Raw genomic sequence first — 20,930 nt, forward strand, 5'->3', positions numbered from 1 at the left:
CCTGCCATGACCACCACCACGGACGGCGCCGTCGAACTGTCGGTGTCCGGGATGACCTGTGCGGCCTGCGCCACGCGGATCGAACGCAAGCTGAACAAGGTCGACGGCGTGCGCGCCACCGTCAACTACGCCACCGAACGCGCGATCGTCCATCTGCCGCAAGGCATGCGCACCGACGACGCCGTGCAGGTCGTCCGGGACGCGGGCTACGACGCGTCGATCGCCGGGCACGACCGCGAGCAGGCCCGGGACACCGTCGCCGGGCTGCGGCGCAGGCTGGTGGTCGCCGCCGTGCTGGCGATCCCCCTCGGCAACCTGTCCATCAGCCTCGCGCTCGTGCCCGCACTGCGCTTTCCCGGCTGGGAGGCGGTGTGCGTGCTGCTCGCGCTTCCGGTGGTCACGTACTCGGCGTGGCCGTTCCACCGCGCGGTGCTGCGCAACCTGCGGCACGGAGCGTCCAGCATGGACACGTTGGTGTCGCTGGGAGTCCTGGCGTCTTTCGGGTGGGCGCTGTGGTCGGTCGTGGCGGGGTCGTCGGGTCCCGGCTACTGGCTCGGCTTCGGCGTGACGGCGGAGGGCGCGGACGCCGTCTACCTCGACGTGGCCGCGGGCGTCACGACGTTCCTGCTCGCCGGGCGGTACTTCGAGCTGCGGTCACGACGGTCGGCCGTGGGCCTGCTCACCGCGCTCGCGGGCATCGCGGCGAAGGACGCCAGGGTGGTGCGCGACGGCGTCGAGACCACGGTGCCCGCCGCCCGCGTGCTCGTCGGCGACCTGCTCGTGGTGCGGCCCGGTGAGGCGCTGCCCGCGGACGGCGTCGTGACCGAGGGGTACTCCGCGGTCGACACGGCGTCCATGACCGGTGAGCCCGTGCCGGTCGAGGTCGGACCGGGAGACCACGTCGTCGGCGGCACCGTCAACAGCGCCGGGCGGTTGATCGTGCGCGCGACCGCGGTCGGCGCCAACACCCAGCTCGCGCAGATGCGGGCGCTGGCCGAGCAGGCCGCCGAACGCAAGGCCGCCGTGCAACGCCTGGTGGACAAGGTGTGTGCGGTCTTCGTGCCCGTGGTGCTCGTGCTCTCCGCACTGACCCTCGCCGGGTGGCTGCTCACGGACCACCCCGCGCGTGAGGCGTTCACGGCCGCGGTCGCCGTGCTGATCATCGCGTGCCCGTGCGCTCTCGGCCTCGCCACCCCGACCGCGCTCATGGTCGGCGTGGCCCGCGCGGCCCAGCTCGGCATCCTGGTCAAGGGACCAGAGGTGCTGGAGGCGACGCGCGCCGTCGACACCGTCGTGCTGGACAAGACCGGCACCGTCACCACCGGCCGCATGGAGGTCACGGCCACGATGTCGTTCGCGGGCGGTCAGGACGTCCTGCGGTGGGCGGGCGCGGTGGAGGCCGCCTCCGAACACCCGATCGGCGTGGCGATCGCCGCGGCGTGCGAGAACCCTCAGGCCGTGACCGGGTTCGAGGCGCTGGTCGGTGCGGGCGCGCGTGGCCGGGTCGAGGGTTCACTGGTCGTCGTCGGGTCGGCGGAACTCATGGCACGGCTGGACATCGTGGTGCCCGTCCAGGCCGTGGAGTGGCTCGCCGGACTCGGTGCGGCGACCGGGGTGCTGGTCGCCCGGGACGGCGAGGTGGCCGGCGGCATCGCGCTGCGCGACACGGTGCGCCCGTCCGCACCGGGCGCGATCGCCCGCCTGCACTCGCTGGGCCTGCGCACGGTGCTGCTCACCGGCGACCACGAAGCCGCCGCCCAGGCTGTCGCCGCGGAGATCGGCGTGGGCGAGGTGATCGCGAACGTCCGTCCGGCCGACAAGGTCGCCGCCGTGGAACGGTTGCGCGCACAGGGAAGGCACGTCGCGATGGTCGGCGACGGCATCAACGACGGCCCTGCGCTCGCCGCCGCCGACCTGGGCATGGCCATCGCGCACGGCAGCGACATCGCCGCGCAGGCCGCCGACGTCATCCTGGTCCGCGACGACCTCGACGCCATCGCGGACACGGTCGTGCTCGCCGGCCGCACGCTCGCCACGATCAGGGGAAACCTCGTCTGGGCGTTCGGGTACAACGCCGCGGCGCTCCCCCTCGCGGCCCTCGGCCTGCTCAACCCGCTCATCGCGGGCGCCGCGATGTCGCTGTCGTCCGTACTGGTCGTGGCGAACAGCCTGCGGTTGCGCACGGCGCTCGGGAACCGCGCGGACGAGTCGTAGGCCGGAAGTCCGTCAGACCTTCGCCTGCTCCCGGACCGGCCTGATCGTGTGCGGCACGGGGTCACCTTCGGGAAAGGAGCAGGCGAAGGTGCCGTGGTAGCCGAAGAGCGGTCCGAACCGGTGGTTGGTCACCTCGACGTTGATCCGGAACCGGCCCAGGTCGTCGTCGAAGGACTCGCGGACCTCCGCCGTGCCGGTCACGAGCCTCGGGATGCGGAAGTGCAGCGGTCCCTCGTGGAAGCGCTGCTCACCGCTGCGGATCAGCAGCCCGCCGCGGTCGTCCACGGACAGGTGCAGGTCGACGGAGACGTGCTGGTGCGTGCCCAGGTAGTCGACGACGCAGCCCCGCTCGGGGCTGTAGATCATCGTGGCGTCCCAGCGCTGCGGCCGGTCGAAGGAGAAGGTGCGGACGAACGTCACCGTCTCCCGGCCGAGCGAGTCGCGGTACGGGTAGTTCTCGATGGTGAACGGGATGTCGCCGCCGTGGCCCGGCAAGAGGATGTGGCGCTTGGCGCCGAGCCACAGGAACGGCCGGGTGAAGCCGCGGCCGTGCCACACGCGGTCCATCGTGCCCCGGCCTACGCAGGCGACGCCGTCCGCGCTGCCGAAGCCGAAGCGGCGCCGCAACTGCGGGTGCAGGCGGTCGAAGTCGTCACCGAGGGCGCGCTGGAAGATCGACGTCATGGGTGCTCCAAAGTGGTCAGGGTCGAGGGCGCCGTCGACGAACGACGGTCCGGCGGAGTCCGGCGGCACCTTCGGGCGGCCGGGGTGGACGGCAGCGGCGGGGCCAGCAACGCGGCGAGGGTGAGGGCCGCGGCGACCAGGACCGGGGCGGCCCACCAGGCGACGGCGCAGACGGCGAGCCGCGCGCCCGCGTCCAGCAGTGCCCGCCGCAGCGACACCTCGGGCGGGACGCCGCGCTCGAGCCACAGGCGGAGCCGGTCGAACGACCAGGCCGTCCCCCAGCCCATCAGCAGGCGGAACGGGCGGTCGGCCAGTGCCCCCAGCCGGCCCCAGCCCGGCTGGTAGTCGTACCCGGTGAGGAACCGGACGCCCGCGTCGGTCGGCACGTACCGCCAGTAGCCCGCGCCGCTGCGGATCAGCGACAACGGGTGCGCCGAGCTGAAGCGCAGCGCCGACGTCCGCGAGCCGTCCGGTTTCGTCCGCTCGCCGACGCTGACGCCGGTCCCGCCGACCTCCAGGCCGGGCAGGACGCGGACCGCGTACCGGAAGTGCTGGGGATCGTCCGGGTCCGCCTTCGGCAGGTAGTCGATCCGGGTGAACCGGGCGTCCCACCGCTGGTGCGGGTGTGGTTCCTGGGTGCGCCGCCACAGCTCGTCCAGGTCGGCCCGGATCAGCGTCTCCACGTAGAGCGCTCGTCGTCGCGCCATGCGGCCACCTCCTGTTTGAGCAGTTGCTCAAACAGGAGGGTAGCCGGATTTGAGCAGTTGCTCAAACGCGGTTCTTGGTGGTCCTCCGGAGCTTGGCGCGCAGGGCGCGGACCGCGACCGGTCCGAGGTCGTCCACCACCTCGATGAGCACGGCCAGCCGGTCGAGCGCGTCCAGTGCCGCCTGGGCCCCGTCCGGGTCGACGCCCTCGTACAGCTCCAGCCCGATGAACCCGGCGCTCACCGCGCGGGCGAGACCAGGCGTGTCGATCAGCTCGGACACCGGGGAGCCGGCCAGCAACCTCGTCAGGGCGCGCTCGATCGGGGTGATCCACAGCTGCAGCGACGCCGCGGTGGCCTCGGCGAGCTCGGGGTCGGTCTGGGCACCGGCCAGCAGCTGGGCGAGCACCATCACGTTGCCCTCCGCGCGTTCCGCGGTGTGCAGGGTGCGGCCGAGCGCGAGGAGCTGGCGCAGGTCGGTGATCTCGTCGAGCCGGGCGGCGAACGGCTCGACCCTGGCCTGCGTGGCGGCGAGGCACGCGGCCTGCAGCAGGTCGTGGACGGTGCCGAAGTGGTAGAAGACCAGCGCCTGGTTGACCCCGGCGGTGGCCGCGATGCTGCGCGCCGTGGTGCCGGTCAGTCCGTGCGCGCGGATCGTGTCGATCGCGCCGTCGATCAGGCGTTGCCGGGTGTCTGCCACGGCATCACCGTAGACGGGGTGGGATGGTGCGGAGACCTCCACCGCCGAGACAAGGGATCGCACCTCATGCCCGTGAACGACGCACTGCTGGAACGGTTCCTCGCCGTCGACACGACCGCTCTCTGCGACGCCGACCGGACCACGCGGGTCGTGCACAGCGCGATCCGGCCCCGGTCCGCGGCGACCCGGATCTGCGGACCGGCGTTCACGGTCCGCTGCCGCGAGGACTTCCTGGCCGTGCTGCGCGCGGTCGAGACGGCCGGGCCGGGCTCGGTGATCGTCGTCGACGGCGGCGCACGCGAGACCGCTCTGGGCGGCGAGATGTTCGCGCGGGCGGCGTTGGTGCGGTCGCTCGGCGGCATCGTCGTGGACGGCGGCTACCGCGACATGGCCTACGTCTCGACCTGCGCGCTCCCCGTGTACAGCCGCTTCGTCACGCCGCGCGCCGGGACCGCGGTGCAGCTCGGCGAGCTTCAGGTCCCGGTGACCTGCGGCGGGGTCGCGGTCAACCCCGGCGACCTGGTCCTCGCCGACGACGAAGGCCTCGTCGTCGTGGACCCGCTGCGGGTCGAGTCGCTCCTCGACGCCGCGCTGGCCGTCAAGGAGACCGAAGGCCGGGTGATCGGCCTCCTCGACGGTGGCGGCACGCTGAGCGACGCGTTCAACGTCGCCGAGCACGTCGCCGCTCTCGGACGCGGCGAGCAGTCGGCGTTGCGCGCTCTGGGCTGACGCGGGTCAGGCCTGGTCGAACTCCGGGATCAGCTCCCCGATCAGCCTGATGCTCGTCATCACCTCGTCGTGCCCGATCGGCCCGATCTGCTGCAGGCACATCAGCCGGTCGATTCCGAGGTCCGCGTACGCCTGCAGCTTCTTGCGGCACGTGTCCGGGCTGCCGACGATCAGCGACTGCTGCGCGGACAGCACCTCGAACAGCTCGTCCTCCGGCACGTCCTCGCCCTGGATGATCCGGCCGATCACGAACTGCGCGTCGGTGGGGGCGGCGTCGGCCTCGGCACGCAGGAACTCGGCCGTGAGGCCACCGTCGCCGGCCGCGAGGAGGTCCTGGTGGCGTTGCATGGTCGCGGCGAACTCGGCGGCGGCGTTGAAGAAGCGCAGCGCCGTCACCGTGTACCAGGCCGCGGCGGCCGCCGCCCCGTTGCGCATGGCCTGCTCGTCGGTCTCGGCGCAGTGCACGAAGGTGAAGTAGGCGACCTGGTCGTTGACGAACGACCCGACGGGCGAGGTGCACTCCGCGGCGGCCGCGCGGTAGAGGTCGATCATGCGGGCGACCCGGTCGATGGACTCCCAGATCGTCGTGCCGAGCACGCCGACACCGCGGCGGCCCGCCTCCTCGAAGGACGTCGGGGACGCGGCCGCCTGCCACAGCGGCGGGTGCGGGCTCTGCAGCGGCTTGGGCACGATCGAGACGTCGGAGACGTCGTAGTGCTCGCCGCGGTGCGAGAAGCGGTCGTTCGTCCACATCTTCGGCACCATCTCGAACGCCTCGGCGGTCTGGGCGCGCGCGTCGGCGGGCTCGACGCCGAAGAGGTTCCACTCGGGGATGGTCGAGCGGGTGAGGCCGAGCTCGACGCGTCCGCCGCTGAGGTGGTCGAGGGTGGCGGCGCGTTCGGCGACGCGGATCGGGTGGTTGAAACGGCCGGGCGCGAGCACGGCGGCGTGGCCGAGACGCATGCGGGAGGTCTGCTGGGACAGGGCGGCGAGCATCAGCTCGGGGGCGGAGGACAGGCTGAACTCGCCCGCGCCGTGGTGCTCGACCTGCCACCAGCAGCCGTAGCCGAGCTCGTCGGCGAGGCGGGCCTGGTCGAGAGCCTGGCGGAACCGGAACTGCTCGGGGGCGGGGCCGGGGTTCTGGATCTCGTTGAACAGGTCGATCTTCATTGGCACACACCCTCACCTCGCGCGGACACCAAGGCTGATGTCTCTGTGCGCGACAGGGTCGTTACGCCGGGCGACAAGGATCTCCTGAACGGAGTAGCGCCTCCGCGGGGAGGAGCCACTCCGTTCGGACCGGCGCTACCTCAGCAGGAACGCGTCGATGATCGTCTGGGTGACGGAGTTGCCCGCGGTGTCCCGTGCTGATGCCCTGAGCGACACCGAGGTGGCGCCCTTCGGGTGGCTCAGCACGGTGAACCAGTGCCCGTTGCCGCCCAGCACCGGCGCGGTGCGCCACGTCGCTCCCTTGTCGTGCGACACCTGGACGGCGGTCGGCCGGGCGCTGATGCCGGTGTTGTGGTTGACCGACAACGGCACGATCGTCGACGCCGCCCGGCTCGCCCGGTTGTGGCCGTCCACGGCCGGCGCGAACTTCACGGCCATCAACGGCAGCGGCTGGGCCGGGCCCTCGGCGACCGTGTCGGACCGGAAGGTCCAGTCGGCGACGATCTTGCTGGTCAGCACGCGGTCCCTGGTCGCCTCGGTGTGCAACCGGTAGGTGGCCGGACCGGACCCCGCCTCGAAGAGGCCGCTCGCGCTGGTGTTCCTGCCGATCTCGACGCCGTCCCGGTACAGCGTGGAGCTGCCGGTGTGCGCGGAGAACCCCTCGCGGTCGTCGCGGGAGTCGGTGAACAGCGGGATCTGGAAGACCATCGTGTCGGCGGAACGGCCGGCGTAGCGGGACGGCCTGTCCGGGTTCGAGGGCAGGTCGGGCCCGAACACCGCCAGGTTGAACGAGTCGGTGGCGGTCCGCACCCGCGGGAAGCTCCTGGGCGCGCTGGAGAACAGGCGCGACTGGAACTCCCCGGCCGCGGTCACCTCCGTGAACTCGGTCGGCCACGGCGTTTCCGGCGAGTAGAGCTCCTCCAGGGTGAACGGCAGCGGTTTGGTGATCATGCCTTCCCGGTTGCCGCTGGTGCCGGGGACGGTGGCGCCGTGCGTGGTGCGGACCTTCACCAGGTCCTTGTCCCGCACGCGGAGCACGGGATCGGCCGGCATGCGCCCGTCGACGTCGCCCCGCACGTTGTAGAGGTACGGGCTGGCGTCGAAGCTCCCGGCACCGTCCTGCTCGGCGAACCTGCCGCCGGCCGAGTACCGGAACCGGCCGGGCGCCGAGGTCCTCGACGGGCTGACGAGGACCTCGCCGTACTGCGGCGGGCTGATCCTGGTGCGCAGGAAGTGCTTGCCGCCGTACGAGGTCGAGCGGGCGAACTCGACGAACCTCTCGCCCGCCTTCGCACCAGGCCGGTCGAGGACGAGACCCGCGGGCCTGCCCTGCCGGGCGTCGACCGTGATCGTCGTGGGCGCTTCGAGGTTCACGTCGGGCTCGATCGTCACCGCCAGCCGTCCGTCCGAAGTGGACACCTGTGACTCGAAGTAGTAGTGGCCCTTGGGCACCCGGACCGTCAGCGACCCCGACGCGTCGTAGGGCACGCGCTGTTCCGGCTTGCTCAGGTCGACCAGCCGGAACGCGTAGTCCGACGTGGGCTTGCCGTCGGCGCCGAGCACGGTGACCTTCAGGTCGTGGCTCTCGACCTCCCGCGTGACGGTGATGGGCGTGCGGACGTCACCGGCGGTGACGACACCGCTGTAGATGCCGTCGGCGCCGTCGACCTTCGTGTTCGTGGTGACCGTCGCCCGGGCGGCCGCACCGGGTGCGATCGTCAGGCTCGCCGGGGAGACCGTGACCATGCCCGCCGGAGCGGCCTTTCCGTTGGGGTCCTTGACGTCCGCGGCCAGGTTCAGGGTCACGGGTGACGTGCCGGAGTTGCGGTACGTCACCGCGGTGGCGACGGGCACGTCGTCGGTGTGCGGCCACTGCACGATGCCGTTGTTGATGCTTCCCACGGACGCGTGCACCGTCGTTGCGACGGCCTTGGCGACGTCGACGCGGCCCGCGCCCTGCTCGAACACGGTCAGCGCCGGGTTCGGCCTCGCACTGCCCATCAGTGCCGCTTTGAGCTGCGGCGCCTTCCAGTCCGGGTGCTGACCGGCCAGGATCGCGGCCGCACCGGCCACGTGCGGGGTGGCCATGGACGTCCCGTCGAGCGCGACGTGGTCCTCCCCCACCGGCGGGAAGCGCCGGCTGATCATGCTGTCCTTCGCCAGCGCGGCGACGATCGCGACGCCCGGCGCGGTGATGTCCGGCTTGACAGCGTTGTCACGCGACCGCGGACCACGGCTGGAGAACTCGGCCAGCGCGTCGGCGTGGTCGACCGCGCCGACGGTGAGCGCGGCGTCCGCGGCGGCGGGCGAGCCCGGCGTGCGTCCGCTGTTGCCCGACGCGATCACGAACAGCGCGCCCGTCTCGGCGGTGAGCCGGTTGACGGCCTGGGACAACGGATCGGTGCCGTCGCTGGGGGCGTCGCTGCCCAGGCTCATGTTGACCACCTGGGCTCCGCTCGCGGCGGCCCACTCCATGCCGGCGATGATCCCGGACTCCGTGCCGCTGCCGGAGTCGTCGAGGACCTTGCCGACGAGCAGCCCGGTGTCCGGCGCTACGCCCTGGTACGTGGCGTGCCTGCCCGTCACGATGGACGCGACGTGCGTGCCGTGGCCGTGCTTGTCGACGGTTCCGCCGGCGCTGCCGGTGAAGTCCTTCGCCTCGATCACCGCGTCGGCAAGGTCGGGGTGGGTGGGCTCGATCCCGGTGTCGAGCACCGCGACCCTGGTGTTCTTCCCGGTGTGGCCCGCCTGCCAGGCGGACGGCGCGCCGATCTGCGGAACGCTCTTGTCCAGCAACGCGTGCACGGGTCCGTCGAGCCAGATCCTGGTGGCACCGCGGGTGTCCCAGAACGCTGTGTCCTTGGCCGCGAGCACGGCCGCACCGCCGATGCTCGGCAGCTCGCGCACAGTGCGCGCGTTCAGGCCGCCGGTCCGGGCGACGATCAACGGGATGTCACCGCGTTCGGCGTCGCCGTAGCCGCCGTCGAGGAGCTGGGTGACGTTGAACAGCCGGGGATCGAGCTGTCCGGACCGGAGCATGCCGAGCGCGTCGAACGGGGTGACGCTGACGTCACCGTCGGCGTCGGTCCGGGTGAGGAAACCGACCTTCTCCCTGCCCTTGGCGGCACGCACGTCGGCGTGGCCGGGTCCGGTGAGCGTGACCTGGTCACCGGTGACGAGCGTGATCGTGCGTCCTTGGCCCGCCGGCGTCTGCGGCGTGACCGGTGCGGCGTCCGCGTGTGCCGCCGGCCCAACGAGACCGGTCGCCGCGATCACGGCCACCGTGACGGACCGTCTCCACCTGTCGCTCACATGCCCCTCCAGAAGATCTCGGGCGCCCAGCTGGAGATCTACTGGCTCAGCGACTGGTTTCCCTCCCTTGCCAGTTGCCAGTATTGGTCTAAACCTTCACGGCTCCGCGCTGGGCACGCAGCCGGGTCTTCGACTCGGCGATCACGGCGTCCATCCGTTCACGCGTGTGCAGCAGTGCGGAGATCCGGCCGGTGAGCCGGTCGCGTTCGGTGGCGAGGCGGGCCAGGATCTCCTCGGTGACGGTGCCGGAGATCGCGCACGGCAGGATCCCGACGATGGTCCTGCTCGACATTCCCGCGTCGAACAGCAACTGGATCAGCTGCACGCGCGCCACGGCGTCGGCCGCGTAGGACCGCTGGCCGCCCGGAGTGCGTTGGGAGACCAGCAACCCCTGCTGCTCGTAGTACCGCAGGGACCGCGGGCTCACGCCCGTCGCCGCGGTGAGGTCGCCGATGCGCATCGCGAATCACCCCTTGCACCTGACATTGATGTCACGTTTTAGCGTAACCGCATGACGCACTCAGACGGCAGTCACGACGACCGCTTCGACGCTGTTCGCGCCGCGTTCGAGAAGAACCTCGCCAGCGGTGAGGAGCTCGGCGCCTCCCTGGTGGTGGACCTCGACGGTGAGTCCGTCGTGGACGTCTGGGGCGGCCACCGCGACGCCGCCCGGACGGCGCCCTGGCAGCGGGACACGATCGTCAACGTCTGGTCGACGACGAAGACCGTCACGAGTCTCGCGGCGCTGGTGCTCGTCGACCGCGGCCTGCTGGACGTCCACGCCCCGGTCGCCCGGTACTGGCCCGAGTTCGCGGGCGGCGGCAAGGAGGGCGTGGAGGTCCGCCACCTCCTCGGGCACACGTCCGGGCTCTCCGGACTCGAACCCCCGGTGCTGCTGACCGACCTCTACGACCTGCCGGCCTCGACGGCCCGGTTCGCGAGCCAGCGACCGTGGTGGACCCCCGGCACCGCGGCGGGATACCACGCGGCCACCTACGGGCACCTGCTGGGAGAACTGGTCCGGCGGGTCACCGACAGCACGCTGCGCGAGTTCGTCGCGAGTGAGCTGAGCGGGCCGCTGGGCGCTGACTTTCAGCTGGGCGCGGCCGAACAGGACCGGCCGAGGGTCGCCGAGATCGTCCCGCCGCCTCCGCCGCGGCAGCTGCCCGAGCCCGGCAGCGTCGCGGCCCGCACGTTCGCCGGCCCCGCGGTGAACGCCGCCGCGGCCAACACCGACGACTGGCGCAGGGCCGAGATCGGCGCCCTGAACGGCCACGGCAACGCCCGTTCGGTGGCCCGCCTGCTGTCGGTGGTCTCCCGCGGCGGCACCGTCGACGGGAGGCGCTTCCTCGGCGACGCGACGCTGGACCTGATCTTCGAGGAACAGGCCGACGGCGTCGACCTCGTGCTCGGCATCCCGATCCGCTGGGGAACGGGTTTCGCCCTGCCCAGCGAGAAGACGCTGCCCTGGATCCCCGGTGGCAGGGTCTGCTTCTGGGGAGGGTGGGGCGGGTCGATGATCGTCATGGACCTCGACCGCCGGCTCACCATCTCCTACGCGATGAACCGCATGGCGCCGGGCATCATCGGCTCGGACCGCAGCGAGGCCTACGTCTCCGCGGTGTACGACGCGCTCGCCTGACTCCCGGCCGGGACCCTGACGGGGTCGCTGCGCAGGTCGTCCAGCCCGCCGCGGACGTCGTCCATCACGATCCGCTCCGCGGCGGCCGAGTCGCCCGCGCGCAGGGCTCGGACCAGGGCGCGGTGGCTCGCGTAGCGGTCGAGGCCGAACTGGTGGTTCGTGGCGGCCCGCTCCAGCATGCGGGCCCGCCGCTCCGCCTGGGAGAACACCCTGGTCTGCTCGAGCAGCCGGACGAGGATGGCGTTGCCCGCGCAGGCCGCCACCGCGTCGTTGAAGCGCTGCATGGTGTCCAGCAGGGCGTTCAGGTGCTTGTCGGCCGGACGTCCGTCCGCGGCGCGCTGCTTGATGACGATCAGGAGGTCGTCCGCCTCGTCCAGGACGGCGTCGAGCTCGTCGAGCTGCGCGGGGTCGGCGTGGCGGGCGGCGAAACGAGCGATCAGGCCCCGCAGCGCGATCTCGACCTCGGCCAGGTCCTCGACGGCGGAGGCGCCGATGTCCGCGACGACGACCGTGCGCGGGCCGACCCTCTTGATCAACCCGTCCTGCTCCAGCCGCCGGATGGCCTCCCGGACCGGGGTGGGGCTCATCGACAACCGCTCGGCGAGGCCGCGTTCGGTGACCTTCTCACCGGGAGCCAGATCGCCCGCCGCGATGGCGTCGTGGACCGAGCGGTAGGCCCGGCCGGCCAGCGTGCCGGACTGAGGATCTTTCTCCGCCATCACGATCACCGATACTACGGCAAGCGCCTAAGCTATTGCTTGCTTATTTTGCTATAGCATCCTAGCTTGGTGACACCGCGACGTTCCCGAGCCAACGGAGGCTTCCCGATGTCGTCACTCGCCGCGCCGGTCGACCGGCGGCTCACCAGGCGCATCACGTTCTTCGTCGCGCTGGCCGTGTTCGCCCAGGAGGCCACCTGGGACTTCTACGACGCCCAGGTGCCGCCGCTGCTGCGGGAGCACATCGCCAGCACCGCGCTCGTCGGACTGCTCATGGGCATGGACAACCTGCTCGGCATCTTCGTGCAGCCCTGGATCGCCAACCGGTCGGACAACACCCGCACGCGGTGGGGACGCCGGATTCCCTACCTGGCCGTGGGCATGCCCCTCGCCGCGCTGCTGTTCGTCCTCATCCCGCTGGCGACGGCGCTGCCGGCGCTGATCGCGATCATCTTCGTGTACTCGTTGGTGGGCAACAGCTTCAAGCCGATCGCCCAGGCGTTGCTGCCGGACTTCATCGAGCCGGAACGCCGGGGCAGGGCGAACGCGGCGGTGAAGATCGCCTCCGGGCTGACCGTCATCGTGTCCGCCCTCATCAGCGCGTTGCTGGTGGACGACCACCCGAAGCTCGCGTTCACCGTCCCCGCCCTGCTCATGCTGGTGTGCACGGCCGTGCTCGTCTCACGGGTGCGTGACAACACCTCGCGGGCCTACCAACTCGCGCTCACCGAGGACGCGCGCGACGAGTCGTCCGTGCGGCTGCGGGACCTCGTCGAGGACATCGTGCGCGACCCGAACCGCAGCCGGCTCCTGGTCGTCACCGCGGTCCTGCTGTTCGCGTCCGCCTGGTTCTCGTCGCGCTCGTTGTTCACCCCGTACGGCATGGAGACCCTGGGCCTGTCCCGAGGCGCGGCAGGCTCGCTCACGTTCCCGAGCGGTGTGGCGTTCCTCGTCGCCGCCTATCCCGCGGCCCTGCTCGCCGAACGCATCGGGCGCGTCCGGACCATGACGATCGGGATGGCCGTCTTCGGCACGTCCCTCGCTCTCGGGACGCTCATCCCGACGCCCACCGCCACCGTCGTCGCGTTCTGCGTCGCGGCCGCCGGCGCGTCCGGGTTCCTGATCAACGCCGCCGTCGTGCTGTGGAACCTGGCGCCGTCCGCCCGCGTGATCGGCGTGTACACGGGCCTCTACACGGTGAGCTGGGCCGCGGGCGGGTTCATCGGTCCCGGCGTGGTGGGCGCGATGGTCGACATCACCGGGTGGCGCTACATGCTCCTCGACATCGCCCTGCTCAGCACGCTCGCCACCGCCGTGATCGTGCGCGTCGCCGTCCTGAGCCGACGCCACTCGGTCTCCCTGTAGCAACCGGAAGGAATTCGCACATGAACGCTCCCGACGGAGCCGTCCGCGTCCTGACGCCCACGGGCATGCTCGGCGCCGGGTTCACCCAGTCCTCGGTGGACCGAGGGCTGGAGCTCGGGGCCGACGTCATCGCCGTGGACGGCGGATCGACCGACTCGGGCCCGCACTACCTCGGTTCGGGCACCGCCAAGACGACCGCCGCGGCCGTCGCCCGCGACCTGCGGATCCTCCTGCGTGCCAGCGCGAAGGCGGGGATCCCCCTCATCGTCGGGTCCTGCGGCACCAGCGGCACCGACTCGGGTGTCGCCTGGGTCGCCGGCATCGTCGACGACATCCTGTGCGAGGAGGAGCTCGACCTGTCCGTCGCGACGATCTTCAGCGAGCAACGCGCCGACCTCGTCAAGACCCGGCTGCGCGAACGGGCGGTGCATCCGTTGCCACCGAACGACTCTCTCGACGAGACCACCGTGGACAGCTGCACGCACATCGTCGGGATGATGGGCCACGAGCCGATCGAGGAGGCACTGCGCGCCGGAGCCGACGTGGTGCTCGCGGGCCGCGCGACCGACACCGCCCTCGCCGCCGCGTTCCCCTTGATGAAGGGCATGCCGGCCGGGCCCGTGTGGCACGCGGCGAAGATCGTCGAATGCGGTGGCCAGTGCACGACGAACCCCCGCGCGGGCGGCGTCCTCGCCACCATCGACCACACCGGGTTCACCATCGAACCGCTCGACCCCGACGCCGCGTGCACGCCGATCTCCGTTGCCGCGCACATGCTCTACGAGACGGTGAACCCGTTCCGCATGCGCGAGCCCGCCGGCGAGCTCGACGTCACGGAGGCCACCTACACGGCTCTCGACGCCCGGCGCGTGCGCGTCGAGGGCTCCCGGTTCCACACCGCCGCCCAGCACACCATCAAACTCGAGGGCGCCCGGATCACCGGCTACGAGACGATGTCGTTCACGGCCATCCGCGACGAGCACATCCTCGCGAACATCGAGGAGTGGACCGACCTGTTCGTCAAGGTCTTCACCGGCCGCGTCGCGCAGACCCTGGGACTCGACAGCGCGGACTACTCGTTCGACCTGCGCCGGTACGGCTACGACGCCGTGCTGGGCTCACTGGACCCGGCGACGCGTCCGCCGCGCGAGATCGGCGTGATGCTCCTGGTGCGCGCCGAGACCCAGGAGCTCGCGACCGCCGTGGCGAAGGTGGCCAACCCGTTGATGCTGCACCTGCCCACCCCGGACATGGACTACCTGCCCAGCCTCGCGTTCGCGACCTCCCCCGCCGAGACCGAGCGCGGACCGGTCTACGAGTTCGCGCTGAACCACGTCGTCGACACCCTCTCCCCCACCGAGATGTTCCGCACCGAGCACCGGAAGGCCCACCCGCATGTCTGAGCAGCCCACGTTCGGCGACCTCTCGCTGGAAGTCCGCTCCAAGAACGCCGGCCCGTTCTGGGTGACGATGGAACTGTTCCTGCGCGACGAGGCGGGTTACGCGCTCGCGGCCTCGCCGGAGATCCTCGACGAGGACGTCATCGCGTCCCTGTACGACGTGCGGGCGCAGGACGTCCAGATCTTCCGGATCCCGTCGCTGAACGTCGTCAAGATCTCGTTCCCGCGCCCGGTCCCGCAGGGAAGTCTGCGGGACCGCGACGTCCACGCCGGGCAGCACCACGTGCCACTGGCGTCGCTCAGGGTGCGGTGACCGGTTCGAGCCGGGCCGGGACGTGCTTGTGCCAGGGCGTGCCGGCCCACTCGTCGCGGTCCTCGGCCGCGGTGAGCTCGTTGGGGGCGACGCCCGTGCGCTCCCGCACCGTGAGGCCGAAGCCGTTCGGCAGCGAGATGTGACCGGAGCGCATGGTGTCCGTGGCGTCCACGGGCACCTCGACGCTGCCGCGCCGGGTGGTGAGCCGGACGCGGTCGCCCGTCGTGACGCCCAGCCGCGTCGCGTCGGTGACGCTCATGCGCAGGCTGCCCTCCGCGTCGCGCCGCCGCCAGGTGGGGTCGCGCATGATCGTGTTGGCGGTGAAGGCACGCCGTTCTCCCGCCGACAGCACGAACGGCCAGTCCGGGTCCTGGCTCGGGACCGGCCTGTCCCCCAGCGCGGCCACGGCGGCGAGCAGCTCCGGCACGTCGAGGTGGATGCGGTCGCCGGGCAGCCGCCGCCAGGACTCCTCGTAGTCGTCGTCGGTGATGTGCACGCCGTGCGCGCCGTCGACGATCGCGGCGAAGAGCCTCTCGCCCGCCTCGAGCCCTGATCCGTAGCCCGCTTTCTCGACACCGGCGGGGTTCTTGCGGGCGCACTCGTGCGCGGCCATCCATAGCACGGCGGCCGCTGAGGCGTCGTGCGGCAGCGTCGGGCCGAGCGTGCGGTACAACAGGACGGACGCGAGCCGCCGCTTGACCGGATCCGCGAGGACACCGAGGAACACCTGGGCGAACTGCACGCGTCCGGCGGCCGCGGCCTCGCGCAGCGGTGCGTAGTCCTCTTCGGACAGTGCGCCGGACGCCTCGACGAGCCGGGCGTGGATCTCCGGTTCGGGCAGCACGCCCTCCGGCGCGGGCACGACGGGGTGCCGCAGGTGGAAGATGTTGCGCGGGAAGTCGAAGTTGAAGAAGGTGGCCTCGAACTTCTCGAACTGCGTCGGCGCGGGCAGCACGTAGTCGGCCAGGCGCGCCGTCTCGGTCATCGCGACGTCGATGACGACCACGAGCTCCAGAGCGGCGAGCGCCTCCCGCGTCTTCGCCGAGTCGGCCAGCGAGTGCGCGGGGTTCGCACTCTCGACCAGCATCGCGCGGTAGCGGGCAGGGTGGTCGGTGAGGATCTCCTCGGCGATCACGTTGGACGGCACGAGACCGCTGATGATCCGCGCACCCGCGACCGGGCTGCGCGGCCCCTCGTCACCGGCGTGCCCGCGGTCGCGGCCGATCGGAACCAGACTCGAAGGCACGTACTGGGTGCCCGGCTTGCCGAAGTTGCCGGTGAGCAGCCAGACGAGCTTCTCGACGTAGCTCACGAGCGTGGAGTCGCGGTTCATCTGGACCCCCAGGTCCTCGAACACGGCCACGGACTCGGCCGCGGCGATCCGGGCGGCCACCGCCCGGACGAGCGTCTCCTCCACGTCGGCGACCGCGCAGTACTCGCCCACCGGCACCTGGGCCAGCACGGCGGTCACGGCGTCGAGGCCGTCCGCGTGCTCGGCGAGCCAGTCCGCGGCGACCAGGTCCTCCTGCACGAGCACCGCAGCGAGCGCGGTCAGCAGGTAGAGGTCCGTGCCGGGCCGGACCTGGAGGTGGAAGTCCGACAGCTCCGCGGTCTCGGTCCGCACGGGGTCGATCACGATCATCGACCGCGCCGGGTCCTTGGCGATGTCCTTGAGCACCGACCGCGCTCGCGGGAAACCGTGCGACTGGTAGGGGTTCTTGCCGACGAACAGCGCGACCTCGCAGTGCTCGAAGTCCGCACGGGTCATGTTGCCGAGCATGCGCGCGCTGACCCAGAACTCGCCGGTCTTCTCCTGCGCGAGCGCGGACGACCGGTACCGGGCGCCGAAGGCCGCGAGCGTGGCGGGCGAGTACGCGCCGCCGAGGTGGTTGCCCTGGCCGCCGCCACCGTAGTAGAAGATCGTCTCGCCGCCGAAGGTGTCGCGCACCTCTCCCAGCCGGGCCGCGATCTCCTCGATCGCGGTGTCCCAGCCGATCTCCTCGAACGTGCCGTCGGCCTTGCGGCGCAGGGGATGCGTGATGCGTCCGGTGTCACCGTTCTGGTGCAGGCCGAGCCGCAGCGCCTTGTTGCAGGTGTAGCCGGCGGACGCGGGGTGGAGCTTGTCGCCGCGGATCTTGTCGAACGACCGCCCGTCCTCACCGACGAGGACCTCGATCCCGCAGTTGCACTCGCAGAGGATGCAGGCGCTGGGTTTCCACATGGGCCAGGCTCCTAGTCTCGTCGCTCCAGCAGGGGCGCGATCTCGGCGAACACGTCGTCGAGCGGCCCCAGGTCGCGGTGGGCGCGGCAGAGGATGATCGCGCCCTCGACGGCGGACACGACCAACGTCGCCAGCCGATGCGCGCGGTGTGCTTCAAAACCGTTGGCGCTCAACGCCTCCGCGATGCTGCCCTGCCACCGCGCGAAGATCTCGCGCACCACGTCGACGGCGTCGGGGACGGTGTCGCGGCTGTCCATGGCCATCGCGGCGGCGGGACACCCGGCCCGGTACCCGGTCTTGGTCAGCGACCGCTTCCAGAAGCCGACGAGGCGTTCCAGCAACTGCTGGACGTCACCCTCGGCCGCCGCCTCGCTGACCATGGCGTCGATGTAGTCGCCGGCCTGCCGGACCGCGCCCAGGACCATCTCGTTCCGGCCGCCCGGGAAGTGGTGGTAGACGGATCCGCGCGGCGCACCGCTGTGGGCCAGCACGGCGTCGACCGTGACACCGGCGGCACCGCGTTCACGCAGCAGCAGAACCGCGCTGTCGAGCATCCGCTGCTTGGTGCCTCGCCTGCCGTCGCTCATCACACCTCCCGGTTCGGGAGTATGGCAGAGACCATAGTCGGCTACCAGCCCCTGCGACGTTCGGCTCGGCGGAGCCTGGTGCGGCCGCCCGCCCGGCGGAATCATCGACCCCACCGGAGGAGGGAGACCACCGATGAGTGGATCCGAGGGGACGCGGGACTGGCAGCGGGAGGTCGCGGACAACGCACGCCGGTTCGGGGCGCTGCGGGACCGGTTGTCCGGCCAGACGGTGCGCGAGGTGTCCCAGGACGGGACGGTCGAGGTCGTGGTGTCCACCAGTGGCGCGCTCACCGGGCTGGTGCTGCGGGAGGGGCGGAACCGGGACCCGCTGCCCGTGATCGCCGCCCAGGTCATGGACTGCGTGCGCCGCGCCCAGGCCCGCATCCCGGACCTCGTGGGCCAGGCGATGGCCGAGACGGTCGGCACGCGGGACGCCGCGGCCCACCTCGTCCTCGCCGAGACGAGACAGCGCTTTCCCGAACCGGAGCCTCCGGCGCATCCCGTTGCCGGGCAAGCGGTTCCTCCCCGAGCGCCAGCGCCTCCGCCGCCTCGTTCGCCGTCGCCGGACGGGGACGACTGGGACGGGCCGGAGATCTTCGAGCAGGGCTGATGGTGTGATGCAGCCGGTGCTGCGCTGTACGGCCGAACTTCGCCGGTTCGGGGTCGTCACGGCTCGTGGTTGCGCCATTGTTGAGCGTGACGGGTCTGGGTGACTCCAGGAGCGGATCATGCTTGAGGGCTACACCGTCTCGGCCACGGTTCTCGCGGAGCAGGCACGCGGCGTCGGTGAGCTGGTCGCCGAGCTCCAGGCGGCCGCCGACGCGGCGGGGTCGGTCGCGTTGACGCCCACCGCGTTCGGAGATGCGGCGGCCGAGGCGGTCACCGTGCTCGACCAGCTGGGCGCCGAGGGGTTGCAGGCCGTGGTGACAGCGCTGAACACGTTGGTGGAGACCGGTTCCCGGCTGCGCGACACGGCGAACGAGTACGCGCGGCAGGAGGAGGACACGCGCTCTTCCTTCGGTGCGATCGCCGATCCCGGTTCCTCGGGGCGGGCCGTATGAGCACCGCCACGGCGTCGGTCGGCAGCCGCGTCGAGGCAGCCGAGCGGCTGGCGAACGCCGTGGTCTCAGGCGGGTGGGTCGCGCCGGCGTTGCGGAACGGTGGGACAGCCGCTCCCGGCGGGGTGCGGCCGGTGCAGCGGTTGGTCGAGGCCGGGCTCGGAGACTTCGTGTCGTTGGTGGAGCCGTTGCAGCACGCCGTTGATCGGATGGTCGTCGACGGGTCGGTGCAGGCGTTCACGGACGCCCTGACTCGGGCCGCGTCCGTTGTCGAGCAGGTGGGCCGGGAGTTCGTCCGGTCCGCGGTCGCGGGTGAGGCGGACTGGACCGGAGCGGCCGGTGACCGATACCGCGCGCGGGCCGGGGTCATCGGACAGGCACTGGCCGGGGTCGCGCGGGTGCTGGCGGCAGGTGGTGCGGCGGCGCGGATGACGAGTGCGGCCGTCGGCTCCGCTCGGGCGCAGGCCGACGCGTTGCTCGACCACTGCGTCGGCCAGCTGATCTCCTACGTCCAACTGGCGCGGTCGGTGCAGGGCGGCGACACCGTCGAGATCCGCGCGGAGGCCGCGTCCCTCGTCGCCTCGTACGCCCGGCCCGTGGCCGACCTGGAGGAGATGCTGCGGCAGACCGCGCGGCAGCTGGCCGGGACGGGGCAGGCGGGCGAGGTGCTCGCCCCTCTCCGCGAGTCCCTGACCCTCCCGCCGAGCCCACGGCCGACCGGCGGGTCCGGCGCGGGCGGAGACCCGAACCTGATCCTGGCCGGCTACTCCGCGGGCGGGGACTCGGGGACCACCACGGCGTCGTCCGTCCAGTCGGCCACCGGCGAGACGACGACGCGAGGCCTGGCCACGGGCGGCGAGCAGGGCACCACGAAAAACGTCCAGCTGGCCGCGGGCTGGACGAACCGCTGGCGCCCCACCGCCAAGCCCGGCTGGAAACCCGGCGGGAGACCCACGACGCCCAAGCCGGGGTCGATCGGACGCCCCGTCGGCTCGCCGCAGAGCCGGCAGCCGGTGATCGGCCGCAAGACCCACCCGTTCGACACCAAGCAGCTCCTCCCCACGCCCAGGAACGACCCGAAGTGGAACCGCGCGAACCCGAAGGACCGCGAGAAGATCCAGGAAGCCGCCGAGGAGATCCACAACCAGCTGCTGGAGACGTTCCTCGACGTCACGAACGGCATGCGCGACGAGGTGGCCCACGACCTGCCGAACATCCGCAAGGACTACCCGCAGGACTGGACCAACGAGCGCGTCATCGGCACCGAGACGGACAAGCGGATCGGGAAGTGGGTCGCGGACAACCACGACAAGCTGATCGACCCGGGCAGCGGCTGGCAGCTGCGCGGTCAGGTGGCGCAGATGAGCCCCGAGGCGGAGGTGCCGTGGGGCACCGACGGGTCCAGGCGCGTGGACATCGTGCTGCAGCGGGAGATCCCCAACCCGAAGTGGGACCCCGCCTCGAACGCGCTGCCCCAGTTCGGGCACGAGAACGTCACCGTCTACGACGTCAAGACCGGCGAGAAGGGCATCGAGGCCGACTGGGCGAAGGACGTCAAGCGCAAGTTCGACCCGTTGTTCGAGCCGGTCGAGATCCATCCGGACCGGGGCACGGTCGAAAGCTCCACCCTGCGGGGGATGCGGCTCAGGTGACGCCGGCCGTCACCTCCGCTTCGGCCACGGGATGAGCAGCATGACGCCGGCCGCGACGCACAGCAGCCCGATCGTCGTCCACAGCTGCTGCCCGGTCATGAAGCTGCCTTCCAGGTACCCCAGGCCCTGCGCGGTCCAGATCCCGCCGAGCAGGATCAGCACGACCGCGAGACCGACCATCCACTTCTTGCGCATGACGAGCACCCTACCGGCCGGACCCGCCGAGATCAGTCCACTGTGGACCGAACTGCGGCGGTACCGTCCCCCGGCAGCCGCCCCACCTGGGCCGACGCTCCCCCGGGCCGCACCGCGCCCAGTGCCCGGGCCGCCCGCTCCAGGAGGTCCCCGGGCATCTCGGCCAGCCGCGCACCCCGATCGCCGAGGTGCTCCGCGTGTCCCCCGCCGGGATCGGTGGCGACGACCCCCTGCTCGACCACGGCCTCGACTCGGTCCGGGTGAT

19 protein-coding genes are annotated in these 20,930 nt (G+C 71.7%); 9 read left to right on the top strand and 10 right to left on the bottom strand.

Going from position 1 to position 20,930, the window contains the following annotated elements:
* The first annotated feature begins 6 nt into the window (after positions 1 to 6).
* Positions 7 to 2,214 carry a heavy metal translocating P-type ATPase gene (locus tag ACWF7A_RS42615; RefSeq protein ID WP_452256158.1) on the top strand — a complete coding sequence of 736 codons (2,208 nt, stop codon included), beginning with the start codon at positions 7 to 9 and terminating at the stop codon, positions 2,212 to 2,214.
* A gap of 12 nt (positions 2,215 to 2,226) precedes the next feature.
* On the opposite strand, the gene ACWF7A_RS42620 is transcribed toward ACWF7A_RS42615, so the two are convergent.
* The 3 genes from ACWF7A_RS42620 to ACWF7A_RS42630 all read right to left on the bottom strand — a co-directional run bounded on the left by ACWF7A_RS42620 (position 2,227) and on the right by ACWF7A_RS42630 (position 4,302).
* The gene (locus ACWF7A_RS42620; RefSeq protein WP_452256159.1) at positions 2,227 to 2,898 is read right to left on the bottom strand and encodes a DUF4166 domain-containing protein; all 672 of its coding nucleotides are present in this window, start codon (positions 2,896 to 2,898) and stop codon (positions 2,227 to 2,229) included.
* Positions 2,895 to 3,605 (bottom strand): hypothetical protein, encoded by a 711-nt coding sequence (locus ACWF7A_RS42625; protein ID WP_452256160.1) that lies wholly within the window; start codon positions 3,603 to 3,605, stop codon positions 2,895 to 2,897. The genes ACWF7A_RS42620 and ACWF7A_RS42625 overlap by 4 nt, the downstream gene beginning before the upstream one ends.
* 61 nt (positions 3,606 to 3,666) lie before the next feature.
* Positions 3,667 to 4,302: a TetR/AcrR family transcriptional regulator gene (locus ACWF7A_RS42630; protein WP_452256161.1), complete on the bottom strand. Its 636-nt coding sequence runs from the start codon at positions 4,300 to 4,302 to the stop codon at positions 3,667 to 3,669.
* Between the two features lie 66 nt (positions 4,303 to 4,368).
* Between ACWF7A_RS42630 and ACWF7A_RS42635 the strand changes: the two genes are divergently transcribed.
* Positions 4,369 to 5,031: an RraA family protein gene (locus ACWF7A_RS42635; RefSeq protein ID WP_452256162.1), complete on the top strand. Its 663-nt coding sequence runs from the start codon at positions 4,369 to 4,371 to the stop codon at positions 5,029 to 5,031.
* A gap of 6 nt (positions 5,032 to 5,037) precedes the next feature.
* Here ACWF7A_RS42635 and ACWF7A_RS42640 read toward each other — a convergent pair whose 3' ends face one another.
* The 3 genes from ACWF7A_RS42640 to ACWF7A_RS42650 form a co-directional block, all read right to left on the bottom strand.
* A complete protein-coding gene (locus ACWF7A_RS42640; RefSeq protein ID WP_452256163.1) occupies positions 5,038 to 6,201 on the bottom strand; it encodes an LLM class flavin-dependent oxidoreductase in 1,164 nt (387 codons plus the stop codon).
* Positions 6,202 to 6,336: 135 nt separating this feature from the next.
* On the bottom strand, positions 6,337 to 9,513 hold the full coding sequence (locus tag ACWF7A_RS42645) for a S8 family serine peptidase (RefSeq protein WP_452256164.1): 3,177 nt from the start codon (positions 9,511 to 9,513) through the stop codon (positions 6,337 to 6,339).
* Positions 9,514 to 9,601: 88 nt separating this feature from the next.
* Entirely contained in the window at positions 9,602 to 9,973 is a 372-nt protein-coding gene (locus ACWF7A_RS42650) for a MerR family transcriptional regulator (RefSeq protein ID WP_452256165.1), read from the bottom strand.
* 51 nt (positions 9,974 to 10,024) lie between these two features.
* Between ACWF7A_RS42650 and ACWF7A_RS42655 the strand changes: the two genes are divergently transcribed.
* Positions 10,025 to 11,155: a serine hydrolase domain-containing protein gene (locus ACWF7A_RS42655; RefSeq protein ID WP_452256166.1), complete on the top strand. Its 1,131-nt coding sequence runs from the start codon at positions 10,025 to 10,027 to the stop codon at positions 11,153 to 11,155.
* On the opposite strand, the gene ACWF7A_RS42660 is transcribed toward ACWF7A_RS42655, so the two are convergent.
* Complete coding sequence (locus ACWF7A_RS42660; protein WP_452256167.1) at positions 11,122 to 11,874, bottom strand: GntR family transcriptional regulator; 753 nt, start codon at positions 11,872 to 11,874, stop codon at positions 11,122 to 11,124. The genes ACWF7A_RS42655 and ACWF7A_RS42660 overlap by 34 nt on opposite strands.
* Before the next feature lie 108 nt (positions 11,875 to 11,982).
* Here ACWF7A_RS42660 and ACWF7A_RS42665 point away from each other — a divergent pair, with 108 nt between their 5' ends.
* From ACWF7A_RS42665 to ACWF7A_RS42675, 3 genes are read left to right on the top strand one after another with little or no spacing between them, the layout of a single operon-like run.
* Positions 11,983 to 13,239, top strand: a complete 1,257-nt coding sequence (locus ACWF7A_RS42665) for an MFS transporter (protein WP_452256168.1) — start codon at positions 11,983 to 11,985, stop codon at positions 13,237 to 13,239.
* A 20-nt stretch (positions 13,240 to 13,259) separates the two neighbouring features.
* Positions 13,260 to 14,642: an acyclic terpene utilization AtuA family protein gene (locus tag ACWF7A_RS42670; protein WP_452256169.1), complete on the top strand. Its 1,383-nt coding sequence runs from the start codon at positions 13,260 to 13,262 to the stop codon at positions 14,640 to 14,642.
* Positions 14,635 to 14,952 carry a DUF4387 domain-containing protein gene (locus tag ACWF7A_RS42675; protein ID WP_452256170.1) on the top strand — a complete coding sequence of 106 codons (318 nt, stop codon included), beginning with the start codon at positions 14,635 to 14,637 and terminating at the stop codon, positions 14,950 to 14,952. The genes ACWF7A_RS42670 and ACWF7A_RS42675 overlap by 8 nt, the downstream gene beginning before the upstream one ends.
* Here the strand turns inward: ACWF7A_RS42675 and ACWF7A_RS42680 are convergent.
* Positions 14,939 to 17,173, bottom strand: coding sequence for a molybdopterin-dependent oxidoreductase (locus ACWF7A_RS42680; protein WP_452256171.1), 2,235 nt, complete (start codon positions 17,171 to 17,173; stop codon positions 14,939 to 14,941). The genes ACWF7A_RS42675 and ACWF7A_RS42680 overlap by 14 nt on opposite strands.
* Before the next feature lie 11 nt (positions 17,174 to 17,184).
* Complete coding sequence (locus ACWF7A_RS42685) at positions 17,185 to 17,760, bottom strand: TetR/AcrR family transcriptional regulator (RefSeq protein ID WP_452256172.1); 576 nt, start codon at positions 17,758 to 17,760, stop codon at positions 17,185 to 17,187.
* A gap of 133 nt (positions 17,761 to 17,893) precedes the next feature.
* Here ACWF7A_RS42685 and ACWF7A_RS42690 point away from each other — a divergent pair, with 133 nt between their 5' ends.
* The 3 genes from ACWF7A_RS42690 to ACWF7A_RS42700 all read left to right on the top strand — a co-directional run bounded on the left by ACWF7A_RS42690 (position 17,894) and on the right by ACWF7A_RS42700 (position 20,470).
* Entirely contained in the window at positions 17,894 to 18,370 is a 477-nt protein-coding gene (locus tag ACWF7A_RS42690) for a YbaB/EbfC family nucleoid-associated protein (RefSeq protein ID WP_452256173.1), read from the top strand.
* A 118-nt stretch (positions 18,371 to 18,488) separates the two neighbouring features.
* Entirely contained in the window at positions 18,489 to 18,821 is a 333-nt protein-coding gene (locus ACWF7A_RS42695) for a hypothetical protein (RefSeq protein WP_452256174.1), read from the top strand.
* Positions 18,818 to 20,470 carry a WXG100 family type VII secretion target gene (locus ACWF7A_RS42700; RefSeq protein ID WP_452256175.1) on the top strand — a complete coding sequence of 551 codons (1,653 nt, stop codon included), beginning with the start codon at positions 18,818 to 18,820 and terminating at the stop codon, positions 20,468 to 20,470. The genes ACWF7A_RS42695 and ACWF7A_RS42700 overlap by 4 nt, the downstream gene beginning before the upstream one ends.
* Positions 20,471 to 20,479: 9 nt before the next feature.
* Here ACWF7A_RS42700 and ACWF7A_RS42705 read toward each other — a convergent pair whose 3' ends face one another.
* Complete coding sequence (locus ACWF7A_RS42705) at positions 20,480 to 20,665, bottom strand: hypothetical protein (protein ID WP_452256176.1); 186 nt, start codon at positions 20,663 to 20,665, stop codon at positions 20,480 to 20,482.
* Positions 20,666 to 20,930 lie beyond the last annotated feature (265 nt).

This window comes from Lentzea sp. NPDC055074 (genome assembly GCF_053608005.1).

Coding starts and splice junctions, on each gene's coding strand:
- ACWF7A_RS42680 (WP_452256171.1), bottom strand. CDS start 17,173: ATGTGGAAACCCAGCGCCTGCATCCTCTGCGAGTGCAACTGCGGGATC.
- ACWF7A_RS42700 (WP_452256175.1), top strand. CDS start 18,818: ATGAGCACCGCCACGGCGTCGGTCGGCAGCCGCGTCGAGGCAGCCGAG.
- ACWF7A_RS42625 (WP_452256160.1), bottom strand. CDS start 3,605: ATGGCGCGACGACGAGCGCTCTACGTGGAGACGCTGATCCGGGCCGAC.
- ACWF7A_RS42635 (WP_452256162.1), top strand. CDS start 4,369: ATGCCCGTGAACGACGCACTGCTGGAACGGTTCCTCGCCGTCGACACG.
- ACWF7A_RS42675 (WP_452256170.1), top strand. CDS start 14,635: ATGTCTGAGCAGCCCACGTTCGGCGACCTCTCGCTGGAAGTCCGCTCC.
- ACWF7A_RS42655 (WP_452256166.1), top strand. CDS start 10,025: ATGACGCACTCAGACGGCAGTCACGACGACCGCTTCGACGCTGTTCGC.
- ACWF7A_RS42620 (WP_452256159.1), bottom strand. CDS start 2,898: ATGACGTCGATCTTCCAGCGCGCCCTCGGTGACGACTTCGACCGCCTG.
- ACWF7A_RS42690 (WP_452256173.1), top strand. CDS start 17,894: ATGAGTGGATCCGAGGGGACGCGGGACTGGCAGCGGGAGGTCGCGGAC.
- ACWF7A_RS42705 (WP_452256176.1), bottom strand. CDS start 20,665: ATGCGCAAGAAGTGGATGGTCGGTCTCGCGGTCGTGCTGATCCTGCTC.
- ACWF7A_RS42695 (WP_452256174.1), top strand. CDS start 18,489: ATGCTTGAGGGCTACACCGTCTCGGCCACGGTTCTCGCGGAGCAGGCA.
- ACWF7A_RS42615 (WP_452256158.1), top strand. CDS start 7: ATGACCACCACCACGGACGGCGCCGTCGAACTGTCGGTGTCCGGGATG.
- ACWF7A_RS42670 (WP_452256169.1), top strand. CDS start 13,260: ATGAACGCTCCCGACGGAGCCGTCCGCGTCCTGACGCCCACGGGCATG.
- ACWF7A_RS42665 (WP_452256168.1), top strand. CDS start 11,983: ATGTCGTCACTCGCCGCGCCGGTCGACCGGCGGCTCACCAGGCGCATC.
- ACWF7A_RS42650 (WP_452256165.1), bottom strand. CDS start 9,973: ATGCGCATCGGCGACCTCACCGCGGCGACGGGCGTGAGCCCGCGGTCC.
- ACWF7A_RS42685 (WP_452256172.1), bottom strand. CDS start 17,760: ATGAGCGACGGCAGGCGAGGCACCAAGCAGCGGATGCTCGACAGCGCG.
- ACWF7A_RS42640 (WP_452256163.1), bottom strand. CDS start 6,201: ATGAAGATCGACCTGTTCAACGAGATCCAGAACCCCGGCCCCGCCCCC.
- ACWF7A_RS42660 (WP_452256167.1), bottom strand. CDS start 11,874: ATGGCGGAGAAAGATCCTCAGTCCGGCACGCTGGCCGGCCGGGCCTAC.